Origin of the sequence: Yoonia sp. I 8.24, assembly GCF_022096995.1 — a bacterium.
GTDB lineage: Bacteria > Pseudomonadota > Alphaproteobacteria > Rhodobacterales > Rhodobacteraceae > Yoonia.
Map to the genome: position 1 here is coordinate 111,420 of NZ_JACXGQ010000006.1, position 18,776 is coordinate 130,195.

Annotated in this window: 21 protein-coding genes; 19 read left to right on the forward strand and 2 right to left on the reverse strand. The window is 56.1% G+C overall.

Features of this window, described 5'->3' with window-relative positions; all coding sequences use genetic code 11:
• The first annotated feature begins 163 nt into the window (after nucleotides 1-163).
• The 8 genes from Yoon_RS13360 to Yoon_RS13395 all read left to right on the forward strand — a co-directional run bounded on the left by Yoon_RS13360 (nucleotide 164) and on the right by Yoon_RS13395 (nucleotide 7,174).
• Entirely contained in the window at nucleotides 164-379 is a 216-nt protein-coding gene (locus Yoon_RS13360) for a DUF6732 family protein (RefSeq protein ID WP_238112811.1), read from the forward strand.
• Nucleotides 376-1,593 carry a sirohydrochlorin chelatase gene (locus Yoon_RS13365; protein ID WP_238112812.1) on the forward strand — a complete coding sequence of 406 codons (1,218 nt, stop codon included), beginning with the start codon at nucleotides 376-378 and terminating at the stop codon, nucleotides 1,591-1,593. Before Yoon_RS13360 ends, Yoon_RS13365 begins: the two co-directional genes overlap by 4 nt.
• A 2-nt stretch (nucleotides 1,594-1,595) precedes the next feature.
• Complete coding sequence (locus Yoon_RS13370) at nucleotides 1,596-2,231, forward strand: precorrin-8X methylmutase (protein ID WP_238112813.1); 636 nt, start codon at nucleotides 1,596-1,598, stop codon at nucleotides 2,229-2,231.
• Nucleotides 2,224-3,426, forward strand: coding sequence for a precorrin-6y C5,15-methyltransferase (decarboxylating) subunit CbiE (gene cbiE, locus Yoon_RS13375; protein ID WP_238112814.1), 1,203 nt, complete (start codon nucleotides 2,224-2,226; stop codon nucleotides 3,424-3,426). The genes Yoon_RS13370 and cbiE overlap by 8 nt, the downstream gene beginning before the upstream one ends.
• Nucleotides 3,423-4,124 carry a precorrin-2 C(20)-methyltransferase gene (cobI, locus tag Yoon_RS13380; protein WP_238112815.1) on the forward strand — a complete coding sequence of 234 codons (702 nt, stop codon included), beginning with the start codon at nucleotides 3,423-3,425 and terminating at the stop codon, nucleotides 4,122-4,124. The genes cbiE and cobI overlap by 4 nt, the downstream gene beginning before the upstream one ends.
• On the forward strand, nucleotides 4,115-5,920 hold the full coding sequence (gene cobJ / locus Yoon_RS13385) for a precorrin-3B C(17)-methyltransferase (RefSeq protein ID WP_238112817.1): 1,806 nt from the start codon (nucleotides 4,115-4,117) through the stop codon (nucleotides 5,918-5,920). The genes cobI and cobJ overlap by 10 nt, the downstream gene beginning before the upstream one ends.
• 52 nt (nucleotides 5,921-5,972) lie before the next feature.
• A complete protein-coding gene (gene cobM / locus Yoon_RS13390) occupies nucleotides 5,973-6,740 on the forward strand; it encodes a precorrin-4 C(11)-methyltransferase (RefSeq protein ID WP_238112819.1) in 768 nt (255 codons plus the stop codon).
• 86 nt (nucleotides 6,741-6,826) lie between these two features.
• Nucleotides 6,827-7,174, forward strand: a complete 348-nt coding sequence (locus Yoon_RS13395; protein WP_238112821.1) for a hypothetical protein — start codon at nucleotides 6,827-6,829, stop codon at nucleotides 7,172-7,174.
• An 8-nt stretch (nucleotides 7,175-7,182) separates the two neighbouring features.
• On the opposite strand, the gene Yoon_RS13400 is transcribed toward Yoon_RS13395, so the two are convergent.
• Nucleotides 7,183-8,352: a MalY/PatB family protein gene (locus tag Yoon_RS13400; RefSeq protein ID WP_238112823.1), complete on the reverse strand. Its 1,170-nt coding sequence runs from the start codon at nucleotides 8,350-8,352 to the stop codon at nucleotides 7,183-7,185.
• Nucleotides 8,353-8,463: 111 nt separating this feature from the next.
• Between Yoon_RS13400 and def (Yoon_RS13405) the strand changes: the two genes are divergently transcribed.
• The 6 genes from def (Yoon_RS13405) (at nucleotide 8,464) to Yoon_RS13430 (ending at nucleotide 12,305) form a co-directional block, all read left to right on the forward strand.
• On the forward strand, nucleotides 8,464-8,985 hold the full coding sequence (gene def, locus Yoon_RS13405) for a peptide deformylase (protein WP_238112825.1): 522 nt from the start codon (nucleotides 8,464-8,466) through the stop codon (nucleotides 8,983-8,985).
• 4 nt (nucleotides 8,986-8,989) lie between these two features.
• Nucleotides 8,990-9,451: a peptide deformylase gene (gene def / locus Yoon_RS13410; protein WP_238112827.1), complete on the forward strand. Its 462-nt coding sequence runs from the start codon at nucleotides 8,990-8,992 to the stop codon at nucleotides 9,449-9,451.
• Nucleotides 9,448-9,948 carry a peptide deformylase gene (gene def, locus Yoon_RS13415; RefSeq protein ID WP_238112828.1) on the forward strand — a complete coding sequence of 167 codons (501 nt, stop codon included), beginning with the start codon at nucleotides 9,448-9,450 and terminating at the stop codon, nucleotides 9,946-9,948. The genes def (Yoon_RS13410) and def (Yoon_RS13415) overlap by 4 nt, the downstream gene beginning before the upstream one ends.
• Before the next feature lie 128 nt (nucleotides 9,949-10,076).
• Nucleotides 10,077-10,838, forward strand: a complete 762-nt coding sequence (locus tag Yoon_RS13420; RefSeq protein WP_238112829.1) for a hypothetical protein — start codon at nucleotides 10,077-10,079, stop codon at nucleotides 10,836-10,838.
• Between the two features lie 70 nt (nucleotides 10,839-10,908).
• Nucleotides 10,909-11,808 carry a methionyl-tRNA formyltransferase gene (gene fmt, locus Yoon_RS13425; protein ID WP_238112830.1) on the forward strand — a complete coding sequence of 300 codons (900 nt, stop codon included), beginning with the start codon at nucleotides 10,909-10,911 and terminating at the stop codon, nucleotides 11,806-11,808.
• A gap of 68 nt (nucleotides 11,809-11,876) precedes the next feature.
• On the forward strand, nucleotides 11,877-12,305 hold the full coding sequence (locus Yoon_RS13430) for a VOC family protein (RefSeq protein ID WP_238112831.1): 429 nt from the start codon (nucleotides 11,877-11,879) through the stop codon (nucleotides 12,303-12,305).
• Nucleotides 12,306-12,361: 56 nt separating this feature from the next.
• On the opposite strand, the gene Yoon_RS13435 is transcribed toward Yoon_RS13430, so the two are convergent.
• On the reverse strand, nucleotides 12,362-13,561 hold the full coding sequence (locus tag Yoon_RS13435) for a C4-dicarboxylate ABC transporter substrate-binding protein (protein WP_238112832.1): 1,200 nt from the start codon (nucleotides 13,559-13,561) through the stop codon (nucleotides 12,362-12,364).
• 294 nt (nucleotides 13,562-13,855) lie between these two features.
• Here Yoon_RS13435 and Yoon_RS13440 point away from each other — a divergent pair, with 294 nt between their 5' ends.
• The 5 genes from Yoon_RS13440 to Yoon_RS13460 all read left to right on the forward strand — a co-directional run bounded on the left by Yoon_RS13440 (nucleotide 13,856) and on the right by Yoon_RS13460 (nucleotide 18,751).
• Nucleotides 13,856-15,061, forward strand: coding sequence for an aminopeptidase P family protein (locus Yoon_RS13440; RefSeq protein ID WP_238112833.1), 1,206 nt, complete (start codon nucleotides 13,856-13,858; stop codon nucleotides 15,059-15,061).
• Nucleotides 15,062-15,313: 252 nt separating this feature from the next.
• Nucleotides 15,314-16,105: a L,D-transpeptidase gene (locus Yoon_RS13445; RefSeq protein WP_238112834.1), complete on the forward strand. Its 792-nt coding sequence runs from the start codon at nucleotides 15,314-15,316 to the stop codon at nucleotides 16,103-16,105.
• A 130-nt stretch (nucleotides 16,106-16,235) separates the two neighbouring features.
• Nucleotides 16,236-17,315, forward strand: a complete 1,080-nt coding sequence (locus Yoon_RS13450; protein ID WP_238112835.1) for a hypothetical protein — start codon at nucleotides 16,236-16,238, stop codon at nucleotides 17,313-17,315.
• Nucleotides 17,316-17,318: 3 nt separating this feature from the next.
• On the forward strand, nucleotides 17,319-17,567 hold the full coding sequence (locus tag Yoon_RS13455) for a hypothetical protein (RefSeq protein WP_238112837.1): 249 nt from the start codon (nucleotides 17,319-17,321) through the stop codon (nucleotides 17,565-17,567).
• A gap of 62 nt (nucleotides 17,568-17,629) precedes the next feature.
• Nucleotides 17,630-18,751: a hypothetical protein gene (locus tag Yoon_RS13460; protein ID WP_238112839.1), complete on the forward strand. Its 1,122-nt coding sequence runs from the start codon at nucleotides 17,630-17,632 to the stop codon at nucleotides 18,749-18,751.
• Nucleotides 18,752-18,776: the final 25 nt, after the last annotated feature.

An 18,776-nucleotide genomic window follows, 5' to 3' on the forward strand; every position in this document is an offset into this window, starting at 1 on the left:
CAGACCGCGCGCGCACCTTATACGACTCGCTAGACGAAGCCCTTTCAGGGCCAGAACGGTTGGAGGCGCGGCGGTCGACCCAAAAAGGGGACCAAAGCACCGCGTCGTCACATCCTGCATTTTTGCGGGACCTCTGGTCATGAACCCACAACGGAGAGATCAGATGCGCCTATTGCTAACCTCAATCCTAGTCATGACCGGCTCTGCCGCGACGGCTCATCCCGGCCATTGGGCCGAAGCCGCTGGCCACGATCATTGGGCCGCAGGCATCGCGATTGGGTTGGCTGGTTTGGCGGCACTTTTGGGTGCCGCAAAGGGCAAGAAAGAAAAAGAAAACGTCGACGAGGGTGAAGAAGAGCCCGAAGGCGAAGCTGCATGAAAACCGGGGTTATGATTTGCGGCCACGGGTCGCGCAGCCAATCCGCCGTTGATGAATTTGCGACGCTCGCTGAAAAATTGCCGGCCTATCTGCCTGACGATTGGTTGACAGACTATGGCTATTTGGAATTTGCGAACCCTGTGATCCGCGACGGGTTGGACCGGCTGCGTGAGGCAGGCTGCGAACAAATTTTGGCGGTGCCGGGGATGCTATTTGCGGCGATGCACGCGAAGAACGATATCCCCACTGTTCTCAATACCTATGCGACGAAACATGGCGTCAAGGTCAGCTATGGCCGCGAATTGGGGGTCGATCCCAAAATGATTGCCGCCGCCGCTGGCCGCATCCAAGAGGCCGTCGATCAAGCCAATACCGATCACGGCGCGCTACCGCTGACCGAAACCTGCTTGGTGGTGATCGGGCGTGGGGCCTCTGACCCCGACGCCAACGGCAACGTGTCCAAAGTCGCGCGCATGCTGCAAGAAGGCATGGGCTTTGGCTGGTGCGAAGTCGGCTATTCCGGTGTCACCTTCCCGCTGGTTGAACCTTGCCTGACACATGTTGCGATGTTGCCTTACAAACGTGTCATTGTGTTCCCCTATTTCTTGTTCTCAGGTATTTTGATCGACCGGATTTACGGTTTCACTGATCAGGTCGCCGCCCAAAATCCGGGTATTGATTTCATCAAAGCTGGCTATTTAGGGGATCACCCAAAGGTGCTCGAGACCTTTGCCGAACGCATTATGGAACAAAACAGCGACACGCCGCCGCCCAATTGCGGAATTTGTGGCTATCGCAGTCAGGTGCTTGCGCTTGAAGACGGCAAGAACCACGCGATCTCTGTCGAAGACCGCAGTCACCCTGCGTTTGGTGCGGTGCCCCCCCCTACTTGCGTTTTGTGCAAATACCGGACCCAAGTGCTTGGCTTTGAGGCCGAGGTCGGCGCCGTCCAAGAAAGTCATCACCACCACGTCGAAGGCCAAGGCGCCAATGCGCCCGGTTCAAACGTGGCTGATTGTCGGATGTGCGATAGCTTTTGCACTGGGATGTGTCGGTTAGAGGCGGCGCATGATCACCATCACCATCACCACGATCACGACCATGATCATACACACCACCACCATCACGACCACGATCATCACCATGCGGTCTATCCGCATGCAGACCATCCGCATGGCCCCGAAAGCGCGCGCAAGACGCCAGTGAAATCCTGAAGATGCGCCCTTACGAAAAAGACCCGACCGCGATTTACGCGCAAAGCTTTGCGACTGTGCGTGCAGAGGCGCGGTTGGAACGTTTTACGCCTGAAATGCGCCCCTTGATCACGCGGGTCATTCACGCCTGCGGCATGGTTGAGGTTGCAGACCGTTTGGCATTTTCTGCGGATGCCTATGCCGCTGGTCACGCGGCTTTGCAGGCGGGCGCGCCGATCCTGTGCGATTGCGAAATGGTTGGGGCGGGCATTATCCGTCGCTATCTGCCCGCAAATAATGATGTCATTGTGACCTTGAACCGTGACGGCGTGCCCGCCCGTGCTGCCGACATCGGCAATACGCGGTCAGCGGCGGCGGTTGAGCTGTGGCAAGAGCATCTTGAAAGCGCGGTTGTCGCCATTGGAAATGCGCCAACGGCCTTGTTTCATTTGCTTGAATTACTGGATGCTGGCTGGCCAAAACCTGCTGTTATCCTTGGGTTTCCCGTGGGGTTTGTCGGGGCCGCTGAAAGTAAGGCTGAATTGGCTGCAAATCCACGCGGCTGTGACTTTGTTGCGCTGCGTGGGCGGCGTGGTGGGTCTGCGATTGCCTCGGCAGCGGTGAATGCGCTGGCAGCAGGGTTACCCGAAGATGGCTGATCCATGGCTGCATATTATTGGCATTGGCGAAGATGGTTTGGACGGGTTGACCCCGGCTACCCGTGCGGTCGTCGAAGCCGCCGAAGTAATTATCGGCGGTAATCGCCACCATGCGCTTGTTGGGGCGGCACAGGCTGAAAGGCTAGCGTGGCCTTCGCCTTTTGATGCCATGCTCGAGACAATCGATGGGCTGCGCGGACGACGTGTTGTGGTTTTGGTCACCGGCGATCCGCTGTGGTTTTCGGTCGGCGCGCGCATAGGGCAGGCGATTGACCCGTCTGAAATCATTTATCATCCGCAACTCTCTGCATTCCAATTGGCCGCAGCCCGGATGGGGTGGTCTTTGCCGGATGTTGAAACGCTGACGGTCCACGGACGCCCGGTTGAGCAGATGGTCGCCTTTATCCAACCAGACGCCCGGCTGTTGGTGTTGACAACGGGGGCCGAGACCCCTGCGCAAATCGCAGCGTTTTTGACTGAACGTGGCTTTGGCAAATCACGCATGTCTGTGCTGGCCGCGATGGGCGGCAAAGACGAGGCCCGGTTTGATGGGCTGGCCGAAGACTGGGACCACACGGTGCCTGCGTTTAATACATTGGCCGTCGAATGTGTCGCCGCCCCTGATGCGGCGCTTTTGCCGCGGGTGCCGGGGCTTGCGGACAATTTGTTCCAATCTGACGGCACGATGACCAAACAAGAGGTGCGGGCCGCCACTGTCGCAAAACTGATGCCTATGCGCGGCGCGCTTTTGTGGGATATCGGTACTGGCTGCGGGTCCGTTGCCATCGAATGGATGCGTGCGGCGCGGTATGCCCGTGCGATCGGGATTGAACCACGCGCAGATCGGCGCAGCATGGCGGCGGCAAATGCACTGGCGCTTGGGGCGCCCAAATTGGCGCTCGTAGACGGCACTGTGCCAGACGCGCTGGCTGGCCTTGATGCCCCAGATGCGATCTTTATCGGCGGTGGGCTCAGCGTAGAAACCTTCACAGCCGCTTGGGCTGCGCTGCGCCCGTTGGGGCGTTTGGTGGCGAATGCCGTGACGCTTGAAAGCGAAGCCGTGTTGATTGCGCTCCACAAAGAATACGGCGGTGATTTGGTGAAAATCGCGACGCACCGGGCGGAGCCTGTCGGACGACTGACGGGCTGGCGCCCCGCAATGACCGTCACGCAATGGAGCCTCGTAAAACGATGACAGGGACCTTGTATGGTGTCGGGCTTGGTCCCGGCGCAGCAGATTTGATGACATTGCGCGCCGCGCGGCTGATCGAAAACGCGGGCGTGATTGCATACCCGTCACTGGCGGGTGGCGATAGTTTTGCCCGTGCAATCGCCGGTGACCTGATCGCACCTGACGCGCAAGAGATCGTCATGGATGTGCCAATGACGGTTGAACGCGCCCCCGCGCAAACGGCCTATGATCAAGGGGCGGCACAGATCGCGGCTGCACTTGATGCTGGCCATGATGTCGTCTGCCTATGCGAGGGCGACCCGTTTTTTTACGGCTCTTTTATGTACCTTTATGCTCGCCTGTCGAACCGGTATCAGGTCGAAGTCGTGCCGGGCGTGACCTCTATCACCGCATGTGCCGCGCGTGCGGGCATGCCATTGGCTGCGCGTAATGAACGGCTGACTGTGTTGCCCGGCCCGTTGCCATCTGATGAATTGCGCAGCCGTATCGCGGGCGCCGAAAGTGTCGTGATCATGAAAGTCGGGCGGCATTTGACCAAAATTCGCGATGTGATTGATGATCTTGGGCTGACCGATCATGCCGTTTATGTTGAACGCGCGACATTGCCGCAAGAAATTGTGCTGCCATTGGCACAGGCCCCAGAAAAGGCCCCGTATTTTTCTATGATTTTGCTTACAAAAGGGGCCGATCCATGGCTTTGAAACCTGTCGTTTTAGCCTTATCCCAATCCGGTGAAGCCACCGCGCACCGCGTGGCCGCCGCCATCGGCGCGCAAGTTCACGGGCGTGCGGATCGTGTCACAAAGGCTGACGCTTTCTTTCCAAATGCACTTGATCACGCCCGCGATCTTTTCGCAGCTGGGGTGCCGATCATTGGGGTTTGTGCGTCGGGTATTTTGATCCGCGGCGTCGCCCCGCTGCTGGCGGATAAAACCGCTGAACCGCCCGTTGTGTCTGTTTCTGACGATGGCAGTGTTGTTGTGCCATTGCTGGGAGGGCACCGTGGCGCGAACCGTTTGGCGCGCCAAATTGCCGATGCTTTGGGTGGCGAGGCCGCTGTGACCACTGCGGGGGATGTCGCGCTTGGCGTGGCCTTGGACGAGCCGCCCGCAGGCTACCGTCTACACAACCCGCAAGACGCGAAACCGGTGATGGCGTCCTTGCTGGGCGGCGGCGGTGTGACCTTTACCGACGAAGAGCTGTTTGACGTGGCCCTGCCCGAAGGTGGCGCGATTGAAATTCTTGTAACGGAAGCGGCCAGCACTGGCGGCCCGGCAAAGCTCGTCTACCATCCGCAGCGGTTTGCGTTGGGGCTTGGCTGTGCGCGCAATGCGGACCCGCAAGAAATGTGGGACCATGTTTTAGGGGCGCTTGACGCGGCAGATGTGGCCCCCGGTGCGATTGCATGTGTGGCGTCAATTGATCTGAAGGCGGATGAACCGGCGATTATCGACGTGGCAGCGCGATTGGGTGTGCCGTTACGCGTGTTCACAGCGGCAGAGTTAGAGGCCGAAGCCCCTCGCCTTGCCAACCCATCTGATGTCGTTTTTGCCGAGGTTGGCTGCCACGGGGTGTCCGAAGGTGCGGCGCTGGCCGCAGCGGGGGCGGGCGCGGAATTGTCTGTCGCAAAAAGCAAGACCGCAAACACCACCTGCGCCGTGGCCCGCGCAGAAGAGCCGATCACGCAGATGCAGGGCCGGGCGCGTGGCAAATTGTCAATCGTCGGCATCGGACCGGGGCAGGCGACATGGCGTACGCCCGAAGTGTCCAAGCTCGTGTCTGACGCTGAAGAACTGGTTGGCTACGGGCTTTATATTGATCTGCTTGGGCCATTGGCGATTGGCAAGGAACGCTCTGATTTTCCGCTTGGTGGCGAGGAAGACCGCTGCCGCTATGCGTTGGAACAGGCGGGCAAAGGCAAGAATGTCGCCTTGGTCTGTTCGGGCGATGCGGGGATTTATGCGATGGGTGCGCTGGTGTTTGAATTGCTTGATCGCAGTCCAGAACAGATGGGTGTGTCCGACGCAGCCCGCCGGGTTGAGGTGCAATGTTCGCCGGGCGTCAGCGCTTTGCAAGGCGCCGCTGCGCGTGCGGGCGCACCTTTGGGCCATGATTTTTGTGCGATTTCATTGTCCGATCTGCTGACCCCGCGCGAAGATATTGTGAAGCGGTTGAAAGCCGCAGCCGAAGGCGATTTTGTCATCGCGTTTTATAACCCGGTGTCGATGCGCCGCCGGACCTTGCTGGCCGAGGCGCGCGATATTTTGCTGGAACACCGTCCGGCGGATACGCCTGTGATGCTTGCGTCGTCATTGGGGCGGCCGGAGGAACACGTGCGCTATCGACGTTTGGATGAATTGCAGGTCGATGAGGTCGATATGTTGACCGTCGTGTTGATCGGATCGTCGCATTCGAAACTCGCGCAGACGGGCACTGGCCTTCGCATGTACACCCCGCGTGGTTATGCGCGTAAAATTGATGGTGATCTGGCGAAGTGACGCTTTTTCGCGATCGCGAAATGCGCCCCACCCGCCATCCCAAGGAGATGAGATGACAGTTTATTTTATTGGTGCAGGTCCGGGTGATCCTGAGCTTCTGACGCTCAAAGCTGCGCGATTGATCGGTGAATGCCCGGTTTGTCTTTATGCCGGGTCACTGGTGCCAGAAGCGGTTGTCGCATGCGCGCCTGAAGGCGCGTTGGTGATGGACACGGCCCCGATGAACCTTGATGAAACGCACGCGCAAATTGTTGCTGCCCATGCCCGAGGGCAAAATGTGGCGCGGGTCCATTCGGGTGATCCGTCGCTTTATGGTGCGATTGCCGAACAAATTCGTCGGCTCAAGGTTGAGGGCATCGACTACCAAATCATTCCGGGCGTGCCAGCCTATGCCGCAGCCGCGGCGGCATTGGGCACAGAGTTGACCGTGCCGGAAGTCGCCCAATCAATCATCCTGACCCGCATGTCGATGAAATCCACGGGGATGCCAGCGGGCGAGACACTTGAGAATTTCGCGCGCACCGGGGCCACATTGGCGATCCATTTGGGCATCCGCGCCCTGCGTGAAATTGAGCGGCAATTGGCCCCCCATTATGGTGCGGATTGCCCTGTCGCAGTGGTCTACCGCGTCGGTTGGCCTGATCAGATGATTATCCGGGGTACATTGATGGATGTGCGTGAAAAAGTGCGCGCGGCCAAGATCACGCGCACCGCGCTGATATTGGTTGGCCCTGCATTGTCGGATTCGCACGGGTTCCCGGATTCCGCGCTCTATGACGCTGCCAAACCGCATGTGCTGCGCCCAAAACGCAAAAAGTGATCGCGTAAAAAATATCGATTTTTATAAATCGTCACTTGATGTTTACCATTCTCTGGGCATGCTAGGTCCGCAGATGGGGGATTACTATGTACGAGTTTTTGCCAGAGGCGGTGCGCCACGGTCTCGAGGAAGCACGCAAAGCAGCGCTAAAGCGCAAGGATCGCTTGTCGGTTCATGATGGTGACGATACCTACCGTATTCGCCGTTTTTGGGACGGCGGGTTTGCCTTGGATTTGGCCGGGTCCGATCGGCTGCGCGGGCATGTTGATATCTATGACGGCCCAAAACATCTGTACCAATGTCTGGTGGTGTCTTCGGTGGCCGAAGACAATGAACGCGTGTTTGAATTCAAATGGTTGCGGCCTGTCACGGATGGGCCCGCTGCGGATTATGTGATGCCAGAATTCGCCCCAGCAGGTCTGTTGGAGCGCTAGTCTTTTCCTTATTGTAGGTCTTCAAACGCCTTTTGCATCCGCCCGACGGCTTCCTCGATTTGCGCGCGCGGCGCCCCAAGATTGAAGCGCAAAAAGCTATCGCCGCCCGCGCCGAAGCTTGGCCCATGGTTCGCGGCGATCTTGGCAGTCTTTTCAACACGCGCTGTGAATTCTTCGCGGCTCATACCTGTATCCTTGAAATCGACCCAAGCCAAATACGTTGATTCGAGCCCCATCGACCGCAGGCCGGGGATCGCATTGATGCCGGCGTCAAAGATTTTGCGGTTTTCGTTCAGGTAATCCCGCAATGCATCAACCCAAGCCGCACCCTCGGGTGAATAGGCCGCTGTCGCCATGTGCAGGCCAAAGCTGTTGGGCGAAATGCCAAGTGCGGCCATGCGCCCGCCAAACTTTGCCCGCAGATCAGGATCAGCAATAATCACGTTACCGGCATGGCTGCCCGCGATGTTAAAGGTTTTGGTCGTGGCGGTCATCATCACCAAACGGTCCGCGATTCCATCGATCAATGGCATCGGGATATGGGTTTGACCGGGCATGGTCAGATCATGGTGGATTTCATCGGACACAATGATCAGGTCGTGGCGCTTGGCAAACGCGGCGACGGCTTCAAGTTCTTCCTTGGTCCAAACCCGACCACCCGGGTTATGCGGTGAACATAGGATCAACATTCTTTCGTTGCCGAGCATTTGCGCATCATAGGCGTCAAAGTCCATCTCGTATCGGCCGTCTTTATTGACCAACGCGCATTCAACAACTTGTCGGTTGGCCGCATGAATAACGCGGGCAAAGGCGTGATACACGGGGGTGAACAAGACAACGCCATCGCCGGGCTGCGTGAACGCATCAATGCAAAGTGCTGTGCCGTTAACCAGACCGTGCGTGGTGAAAATCCAGTCCGTTTCAATTGACCATCCATGACGTTCTTGCATCCACCACTGGATCGCACCGCGATACTTGCTTTCGTCGCCAAAGTAGCCGTAGACCCCATGATCCACCATGTCCTGCACAGCCTGCTTAATCGGGTCTGCCGCACGAAATTCCATGTCAGCAACCCACATCGCAATCCCTTCGTCTGGGGAAACTCCATAGATGCTTTCCATCGCATCCCATTTGACACAGTGGGTGTTGCGGCGATCAATGGGGGTGTCAAATGTCATGGGGCTGTCCTTTTGCTTTTGCTGCAAGTTGGCGCAGATGAGCGACCTGTTGCAAGGGCGATATTGTACCCTTTGCTTGCGATACAACGGCAGACAGATTAGATCACCGGCATGACAGTTAGAAATATCCTTATTCACCCTGATCCGCGGCTCAAGAAGGTGACAGATCCCGTCGCTTCGGTGTCCGATGACATTCGGCGTTTGGCCGATGACATGTTGGAAACCATGTATGATGCGCCCGGCATTGGTTTGGCCGCGCCGCAGGTCGCCAAGATGCTGCGCATGATCGTGATGGATTGCGAAAAAGAAGAAGATGCGACACCCGCGCCGATGGTTTTGATCAATCCGCAAGTCGTTTGGTCGTCAGAAGACCGCAGTGTCTATGACGAAGGCTGCCTGTCGATCCCGGACCAATATGCCGAGGTCGAACGCCCGGCTGAGGTTGAAGTCGAATGGATGACCCTTGACGGGAAAACCCAACGTGAAAAGTTTGACGGGCTCTGGGCGACATGCGTGCAACATGAAATCGACCATTTGGACGGCAAGCTGTTTATTGATTACCTCAAACCGCTCAAACGCCAGATGATCACCCGTAAGATGCAAAAGCTGAAACGCGAAATGGCGCGGGGCTAGGGTAATGGCCGTGCTAGACCTGCGGTTTCTGGGCGATGACATCTTATCCGCAACGGCCGCGCCCGTTGCCGATTTTGATGCAGCGCTGGCAAGTCTTGCCGATGATATGTTGGACACGATGTATTCAGCGACTGGGCGCGGATTGGCCGCCCCGCAAGTGGGGATCAGCCAGCGCATATTTGTAACAGATGTGAGCTGGAAAGAGGCAGAGCCGACCCCGTTGGTGTTCGTGAACCCGCAGATCACGGCGCAATCAGACGAGACCAAGATCGGCCCAGAAGGGTGTCTTTCCATCCCTGATCGTCGCTTTGATGTCCCGCGCCCTGTGTGGATTGACATGAAATGGCAAGATATTGATGGCGCTGAAAACACAGCAAGATTTGACGGCATGCAGGCGATTTGTGCCTGTCACGAGCTGGATCATCTCAACGGCGTGCTGATCACGCAATCAGGGCTAGAAACATGATACACCGCCCTTATGTAGCTTGGCCAAATGTCGCTTTGCGCACAACGGCCCAGCCAGTGACTGAGATCTCAGATGAAACCCGCGCGATCTGGGATGAGATGATTTTGGCAATGGACACGATGCCCGGCGTCGGGTTGGCAGCACCACAGCTTGGCATCGGACAAGCGCTGGCTGTCGTCGATGCGTCAGAGACACGCGGGCAGGCCGTCCGCATGGCGAACCCAGAGATATTACATGCGAGCGTAGAGCTGCGTGATCACGAAGAAGGCTCGCCCAATTTGCCGGGTGTCTGGGCTAAAATTTCGCGCCCGCGTGCCGTCACAGTGCGGTTCTTGAATGAACATGGCGTGTCTGAAGACCGTGATTTTGTCGGGCTTTGGGCTACATCTGTGCAGCATCAGATTGACCACCTGGCAGGCAAGATGTTTTTTGACCGTCTGACCAAGATGAAGCGCGATATGTTGATAAAGAAGGCGCGCAAGCTGAACCGGCACTAATTGGGCGACTTAGCTTCGAGATTGAATTCTTAGATTAATTGATTAACGTTACGTCAGCGGTGTTTTAGCATTGCGCGTACCCAAAAGGGCGCAAATCCATTGTAACAGCAGTTTTGGGATTAAAATTGATGCAATTTTTACGTCTATCAGTGGCGACTGGTCTGTGTGCTGCCAGTCTGAGTGCATGTAGCACCACGACAGAACCTCCGGCGCAACAAGAGGTCGGAAGCGTGACAATGCGCACCGGGGATGCAGCGAATTACGAATACATCTATCAGCCGACATCGGGGACACCGGACCGTGTTCTGCGCTTGGTCCCCAATGCCGGGTGGTTTTATTACCCCGATACGCTTGCTGGTGTTCCCGCAGAATTCAACGTGTACTTGCAGGCGACAGAAGGGTATCTGTTGCGCGGCACGATTGACGGCGGCGAGGTGATCATCGTCGACAACGGTGCCCAGTTGACACGCACGGGCACAACCATTTTGCCCGTCGGGAGCGAAACCGGAGCGGTCACTTACGGTGGAACCTACGGTGGCATCGTTGTCGAAGGCGCACGTGATATGAATCCGAGTACGGTCTCTGGCCTTGTCGAAATTGAGGTTGATTTTGGGGACTATGCTGTCTCGGGCTCTATTACAAACAGGGTATTAGATGAAACGATTGCCGCGAATGATATTGCGCTGGACTTAACCGATTTGATCGATGGTGCCTTTGAAGGAACCACGACCGGAGGCGATTTAAATACCGGCGGTTTGGTGGCGAGCGCAGGCACCTATACAGGCCTGATCGTTGGACCAAACGGTGAGCACATCGTTGGCGCGGTGACGATAACCCACACGGGTGTCGATGGTGTGGTTGAGCAAGGCGGAATGATCTTATCCCAGTAAGATCGCTTTGCTATTTGCAGCTGATCATGAAGTGGCGTAGCTCTGACACAAAGACAGACAGGGCTGCGCAATGAAAATTATCTTTATGGGAACGCCGGATTTTTCCGTGCCAGTGCTGGATGCTTTGGTCGCTGCTGGTCATGAAATTGTTGCCGTCTATTGCCAGCCGCCGCGCCCGGCGGGACGCGGCAAGAAAGACCGCCCAAGCCCGGTGCAAAACAAGGCAGAGGCACTGGGGCTTGAGGTGCGGTACCCTGTCTCGCTCAAATCTAAGGAAGAACAGGCTGCCTTTGCGGCGTTGAACGCTGATATTGCTGTCGTTGTGGCCTACGGGCTTATTCTGCCGCAGGTGATCTTGGATGCGCCGCGCCTTGGGTGCTTGAATATTCATGCTTCGCTCTTGCCGCGTTGGCGCGGGGCCGCGCCCATTCACCGGGCGATCATGGCGGGGGACGCACAGACAGGCGTTTGTATTATGCAGATGGAAGCCGGGTTGGATACTGGCCCCGTATTGCTACGTGAAACGACTGATATCGGTGCGCACGAAACGACAGGTGCATTGCATGACCGCCTGTCGGAACTGGGGGCCGCGTCAATTGTTAAGGCGCTTGATCAATTGGATCAGCTTACCCCACAAATTCAACCCGACGAAGGCGTGACCTACGCGGCCAAGATCGACAAGGCCGAGGCGCGTGTCGACTGGACAAAATCCGCCGGGGATATCGATCGTTTGATCCGTGGCCTGTCGCCGTTTCCCGGCGCGTGGTGCGAGGTCGCAGGTGAACGGGTGAAGCTATTGGCGAGCACCTGCGCGGCTGGTGATGCGGCCCCCGGTGCCGTTCTTGATGGGTTTACCATTGCCTGCGGGACGGGTGCAGTCACTGTGACCCGCGCCCAACGCCAGGGAAAAAAGCCGATGTCTGCGCAAGACGTGCTGCGGGGTCTTGATTTGGGTGCGCGCTTAGGCTGATCGCCACTTCAAGGCTTGGATTGCGCTTCGTAATCGATATAGTTTCGTGGCGAGCGGGAGGATTTCACATGAGCACGCCACCATTTTCACTGGTCGGGATCGATCATGTTGTTTTCATCGTTGATGATATGCCCAAGGCGCTTGCGTTCTATCACGACGTGCTGGGCTGTGTGCCCGGCTATTCCTATCCAGCGATGGGGATGGAACAGGTCTGGGCGGGTGCCGCGTTGATCGTTTTGTGGGATATGACGCATCCGGGCGCATTAAGCGCGGTGCCGCCAGTGGCCGGTGGTCGCAATGTGGATCATGTGTGTATTGCGACATCGCCATTTGCCCCGGCTGAAATGCGCGCGCATTTGGCCGCACATGGGGTCAAGATTGACCGCGAAGCACAGCATGGTGGCGCGCGTGGGGTCGGGCATTCATTTTATATCTTTGATCCGTTTGGCAATAAGCTAGAGATCAAAGGACCCGCTGAATATCCAGACGGGCGGTAGGTCCCAGTCATCAAAGCGGTCTGCGGGAAACCTAATGCCCCCGCAGACCTTTATTTTTAGTTCGTTTGCGTAATCGTGTCTTGCACCAGATCGTAGATTTCTTGCGCAGGCAGGCCTGCGGCAGTGCTATCCGCGATCCATTTGGCCGCCGTGGGTTCAGCAACATTCGCAATGATCGACGACATGATTTCTTGGTTAATGGTCAGTTCCATAATCCCGCGCTCACGCAATGCGGGCAGCCAAGCGTCCATTGTCCGGCCGTTATAGCTGGCAAGGTAGTGGTCGATGGCGCCATCAACAGACGACAGCAGCGCGTCACGGTATGCAGGGCTGAGGCTGTTTAGCGCATCTGTGTTGACAACCACTGGACAGTTAACGGTGCCGGGGTTCAGGTTTGTTGTCCACCAAGTGGCATTATCGACGGTGCCAAATGCCATATGCGCGTGCGGTGCAAAGCTCACAGCATCAACGTAGCCGGTTTCCATTGCGCGCGCTACTTCGGGAGCTGGAATGTTTGCAACGATGCCACCGAGAGACGCGATCGTGTCACCGATACCACCTGTTGCACGGATATTCATACCTTCAAAGCTGGCAAGCGACGTTGGCGGAAAGCCTGCGCCGATCAAATTCTGCTGAGGCAACGGTGTCGGCATGAGAATAGTGGCGTTCCAGCGCGCGAGATCTTCTTTTACGGCAGGATGGTCGTAAACGGCCAACGAAACGGCTACCTCTTGCTCAAGCGTTTCGACGCCAAGAAATGGCAATTCGAGTACCATAAGGGATGGGTTCTTTTCGGGGTGATAACCCGCGCAAAACTGCGCCATTTCAAAGTCGCCTGCGGCGATCCCATCCAGGTTACGGTTACTTTGGGCCAGCCCGCCGTAATCGACGTTCAATGTGAATTCGCCGCCCGTTTTTTCGGAAACCAGTTCCGCGAGCTTTTCGACGTTTTCAGTGAAGGCGCGGCGGCGTCCCCAAACTGAAACGTCCCATGTTACAGGACCTACTTCAGCGCCTGGGCAGGCGTCGCCGACGCAATCTACCTGATCGGCTGCGACCCGAATTGGGCCGAAGCCTGATTCAATAACATAGTTTCCGTCTTGGAATTCGAGCAGTTCGCCGGTGATATTGATGGCGCCGTCGCGCGACGTCAGTGTGACCTCTTCTGCGATGGCCAATGTTGGGGTCGCCAAAGTGGCGATTGCCAGGATGGACGATGCCATCAGACGCTGTGTGCATGTGGATAAATAGTTCATGAAACTAACTTCTACCTTCTGTCTTTGTTCTTGCTCCTGCATCTCAAGCCCGAGCGCCGCGAGATGCAGACAATCTACCAATGATGCTTAAGTTGTAGTCGATACGGTGACAATTTGACAAAAAAAAGACCGTAACAAAGTTTTTAATTACGTAATTTACGCTGAATATGCCCCTGACAGTGATATTTATTGATTTGTCAGGGCTGCACCCTTACCGATTCATCGACAACGATGGCGTCGTTGTGATTCTATTTTGATGTCCTGAACGCCGGGACCTTTTCACGAGGGTCTGACATGACGACACGTCCCCAATTTTACCGTTTCCACCAAGGTGCCGAAGTGCTGCCTTTTGCCTTGGCCGAGTATGAAGCGCGCCTTGCAGGTTTGCGTCGAACGATGACAGCGCTTGGCGTCGAAGCCGCCGTTTTCACATCAATGCACAATATCGCCTATTATTCGGGTTTTCTCTATTGTGCCTTTGGCCGCCCCTACGGTTTGGTCGTAACCGCTGCTGATTGCGTCACGATCAGCGCAGGGATTGATGCCGCGCAGCCTTGGCGGCGCTGCTATGGCGATAACATCACCTATACCGATTGGGAGCGCGACAATTATTGGCGCGCTATTCTGTCGGTCACGGGTACTGGCCGCCATGTCGGTTTTGAGGCCGATCATTTGAGTATGCTGCAGCATGGCAAGCTTACTTCTTTTATGGCCCCATCCGCCCTGACAGATATTGCGCCCGCGACAATGCTCCAGCGCATGCATAAATCGCAGGCCGAGCTCGATTTGATCCGCGCAGGTGCGGCAGTGGCGGATGTTGGCGGCTTTGCGATCCGCGATGCGATCAAGCCGGGCACCCGCGAAATTGATGTCGCGATGGCGGGTCGTGACGCGATGGAAATGGAAATCGCCAAGCAATTCCCGGATGCAGAATACCGCGATACATGGGTTTGGTTCCAATCCGGGATCAACACCGACGGCGCGCATAACCCGGTCACCTCGCGGGTGTTGCAGCGCGGGGATATTCTATCGTTGAACACATTCCCGATGATTTCGGGTTACTATACTGCATTGGAACGGACGTTGTTCGTCGGCGAAGTCGATGACGCCAGCCGCGCCATCTGGGAGGCCAATGTCGCCGCCCACGAATACGGGATGTCATTACTGGTTCCCGGCGCCTCTTGCGCGGAGGTCACGCAAAAGATCAACACCTTTTTTGAAGAACGCGATTTGCTGCAATATCGGACCTTTGGATATGGGCATTCATTTGGTGTGCTGTCGCACTACTATGGGCGCGAAGCGGGGCTTGAGCTCCGTGAGGATATCGACACGGTGCTGGAACCCGGCATGGTTATTTCTATGGAGCCGATGTTGACCATTCCCGAAGGTGCACCGGGCGCAGGCGGCTACCGCGAGCATGATATCTTATTCATCACCGATCAAGGGAACGAGGACATCACGCAATATCCGTTTGGCCCGGATTTTAACGTTGTCGGATAGCACCGTTCGGTGACCAGTTTGCAGTATCGGCGGAGAATGCATCAAAAGCCGCCGATACATATACTACAGATGCTATTGTTTGCTTCGGATTTGCGTTGCAAAAAAAATAACGCATTGCCGACACACACGGTATCGCCCAGACATTGCGCGATTGTCACGATTTATCATCCTATCGCGAGAAATTGATTGCGGCTATTTTGTCTTCCTTGAACAGAGTGTTAAGACGGGTGAAGCGAAATACTAGGTGATTACATGCAACCCTTGACGATTCTTTCACGCCGCGCATTTGGTGCGATGATGTTGGCCAGCACCGCCGCGGCCTGTTCACCGCAATTATCTGAAGAAGATATGGTACCCCAGCCCGAAGACTTCATCGACGGTTACGGTCCTATCGAAGACGCCGGATACCGCTTGCCGGGCATCCCGTCAGAGTATCTGCAAGGGGTGAACCGCCGGGTGTCAGGGACCTATAACGGGGAACAGCCTGGCAATACGCTCGACGTGGATCCATACGCGAAATTCTTGTACCACGTGCGCGAAGACGGCACGACAACACGCTACCCTGTCGGCGTGGGCCGCGCCGGAAAATCGATCCGGGGGAATGCGACCATCCGTATTAAGCGGCAATGGCCCGGCTGGACACCAACCGCGAACATGCTGCGCACAGAACCCGAAGTATATGGCGATCTGGCGGCGGGCATTCCGGGGGGGCTACGCAGCCCGCTGGGCGCGCGCGCGCTTTATTTGTTCCGGGGGTCGCGGGACACCTATTACCGTATCCACGGGACAAACGACCTTGAATCCATTGGGAACTCTGGCTCTGCAGGCTGTATTCGGATGTTTAACCAAGACATCATCCACCTTTATGATCAGATTGAGGTGCCGATGAGGGTCCACATCAGAGGGGCCGACGAATCGATGCGGGTTGACCCAGAAAATTATGAGCGTGGTATTGAATTGCCGCCTAAGATTATCGCGGCTGAGGAATTGCTAAGCCCAGAAGCCGAAGCGCGCGACCACCCGCCAGTTTTTGACGACGCATAAGCGCTTTATTTTACGCGCGGGTCTTGTAAGAATTGACATTGAAAAGATCCGCGCCGCCGGGTGCGCATTTGAAAATTGACGTTGGCGTACATATGTAACTGTTAACGCATAATAAACGAAGGATATTTTAATGGCCGATTTCCAGACCCAAATTCAAGAATCGCAAGCGCAGGTCGCCGCCGCGCAAAGTAAGATTTCAGAATTGACCAGCCGGATTGAAACAGCACGCACCAAGATGGCCGAGGGGACGGATATTGCCGTTGATATCGAAAACGCGAGCCTCGAAGACGTACACGCCCATACCGACCTGATGAACGCGAATATCGCGGAACTGATTATGGGGCTGGATGATGTCACCTCTGCGTTTTCCAAAGACTTTGAAGAAATGCGCAATAAAACCGGCATGGAATCGTTCATTGGCATTTTCAGCAAAGGCAAGTCTGAAAGCATGCGCCAAGAACGGATGCGCACCGCGTCAATCGATGACAAACTGCAAGATTTGATCAGCAAATCTGACGTCATTATGAAGCTGCTTGAAGGGCAGCTGACAGTGTTGAATGAACAAAAGGTCAGCGTTGAACGCAACCTTGCGGGCACGTTGGATGAGCGCGAAGCCGTTGTGGGTGAGCTTGAAGCTGTCCGCGCTGATATCCTCGCGATTGATCCGCAGATCATCACGCTCGAAGGCAAAATTTCTGTTGAACAAGACGCAGCCGCGCGGACCAAGTTGGAAACCGAACTGGCAGGCCTGAACGCGAAATACAATGAAATGGTGCAAGCCGAGCAAGTGAAGCTGGCGAACTCTCAGACGCTCGAGCGCTATATCGAAAAGGGCAAGACCTGGATCGACAGTTTGCAGAACCAAGCGGCGACGCAGATGGTGCTGATCAACAAATTGCAAACGGACACCAAACAGCGTGTTGTGCTGTATGATGCCCTCTCCAAATCGTTGAAAACGGCGCAGCAACAAGACGTGGCGCATAAGATCAACGAAATTGGGGTGAAAACCGACCAAGAAGCCCAAACCGCGATGGCCGCCATCGGCGCCGCCACAACGGGCCGCATGGCCGACATGATGGAAGCCCACGAAGACCACATGGTCTTCGCGCGCGAAGTGCTAGAGCAAAAAGCGAAAGCGGATGAACGGTTCATGCGCCGTTTCCAAACCATTGTCGAAAAGCACGACAGCAATCAATATGGGGCTGAATAGGGCGTGAAAAAAGGTAACGCACCTGTCTGGCCGATTGGGCTGTTGCTTATGCTCCTACTGATAGGTCTCAGCACAAAGTTAGATAATGTCGTGATCCCTGAAGCGGTTGCGATCCCAGTTTTGGTTGTGATTGGGGTGCTTATGATTGTGTTTAAGTACTACATTCTTCACGTGGCTGCTGGGAGAACAGAAAAAGGGCGGCAGTTGCAGTTACGTGAAAGAGTAGTGCGCGCCGTTCGAGGTGATAAATGATTCTAGCATCAACGCTTTCTAACGCAAATTGTAACACCCGAAACATTTTTAGTTGAGGTGGAATGAACCAAACGAACCTCCAAGCCGATCACATCAAGCTCGAAGATATCCGCGTCACGCGGCGGTATTTTGGTAAGTTTCAGCGGATCACCGGCTACCTCACCAAGGTCGCCGCGACGATGGAGGCCGAAGGGCGGTTTTCGCGCCGCGATATCGAAGCTTTGGCGCATTACCTTGTGGGTCTGAATTGGACCTTCACGGCGCTGGCGCATAAATATCATTTCTCGGGGCGGTTTGCCCATGCGGGCAAGCTGACGTTCGACCGCGTCGATAGCGGATTTCCGGTCTATCAAGAGCTGTTGGAAATGGCGAATGACGCGCTGCAGGCGGAACGCCACCTTGCGTCCATGCCAAGCACTGATGATCTGAAGGATCAGATGGTGCGGGTGATTTTGGGCGAACAAAAAATCCCGACAAAGCTGCAATATGCGCTGTCACAACGGCTGTATTATGATGAACTGGCGCGTGGTGATCAGTTTTGGGCGCGCAATGATCCGCAGGCCGTCTGGGTGAAAAACAAGGGCGACCGCCGCGTCTTTCAGGTGCATTGGGCCGTCTATGACAGCCAGATTAACCTACCGACGATCTACCTGATGGATCTAGAGGACACGGGCCGCACGGGGCTACCCAAGGATGAACGCCGCTGGCCAGAGGCCCAAGCACACCTTATGGCGCAATCGGTGGCCGGGTTAAAGCTGCTGACCATCGCCAAGGGTTTTGACGAAGATTTCGACGACCTGCACCCAACGCGGTTGCGCCGATTCCATATCGGCCCGATGTATAGCAACGCCTTTACGCGCCAGTCAGGCCCGCTGCGCGAAGTGCTTGAGGCCGCGAATGCGCCTGTTGGTGAAGATTGGGCACTGGTCTGGACCGAAGAAGAACTGGTCGCCGAACGTGTTGAACACGTGAAATCAGGCTGGTTTGGATCGGTTGAACGCCAAATTTTCGCGCGTGATGTGTTTGAACAGGGTGGGTCCAACCTTGGCGCGACGAATATGGAGCGGTCATTGATCATGCCCGAACGCCCGTATCAGGCGCTGGCTGAACGCAATCCGCCGGGGTTTCACGACGTCCGCAAATTTGTGGTCAGCGATAGCGGCCGCGTGTTGAGCTATCGGTAAATTTTAGAACGCAACGAATTGGAAT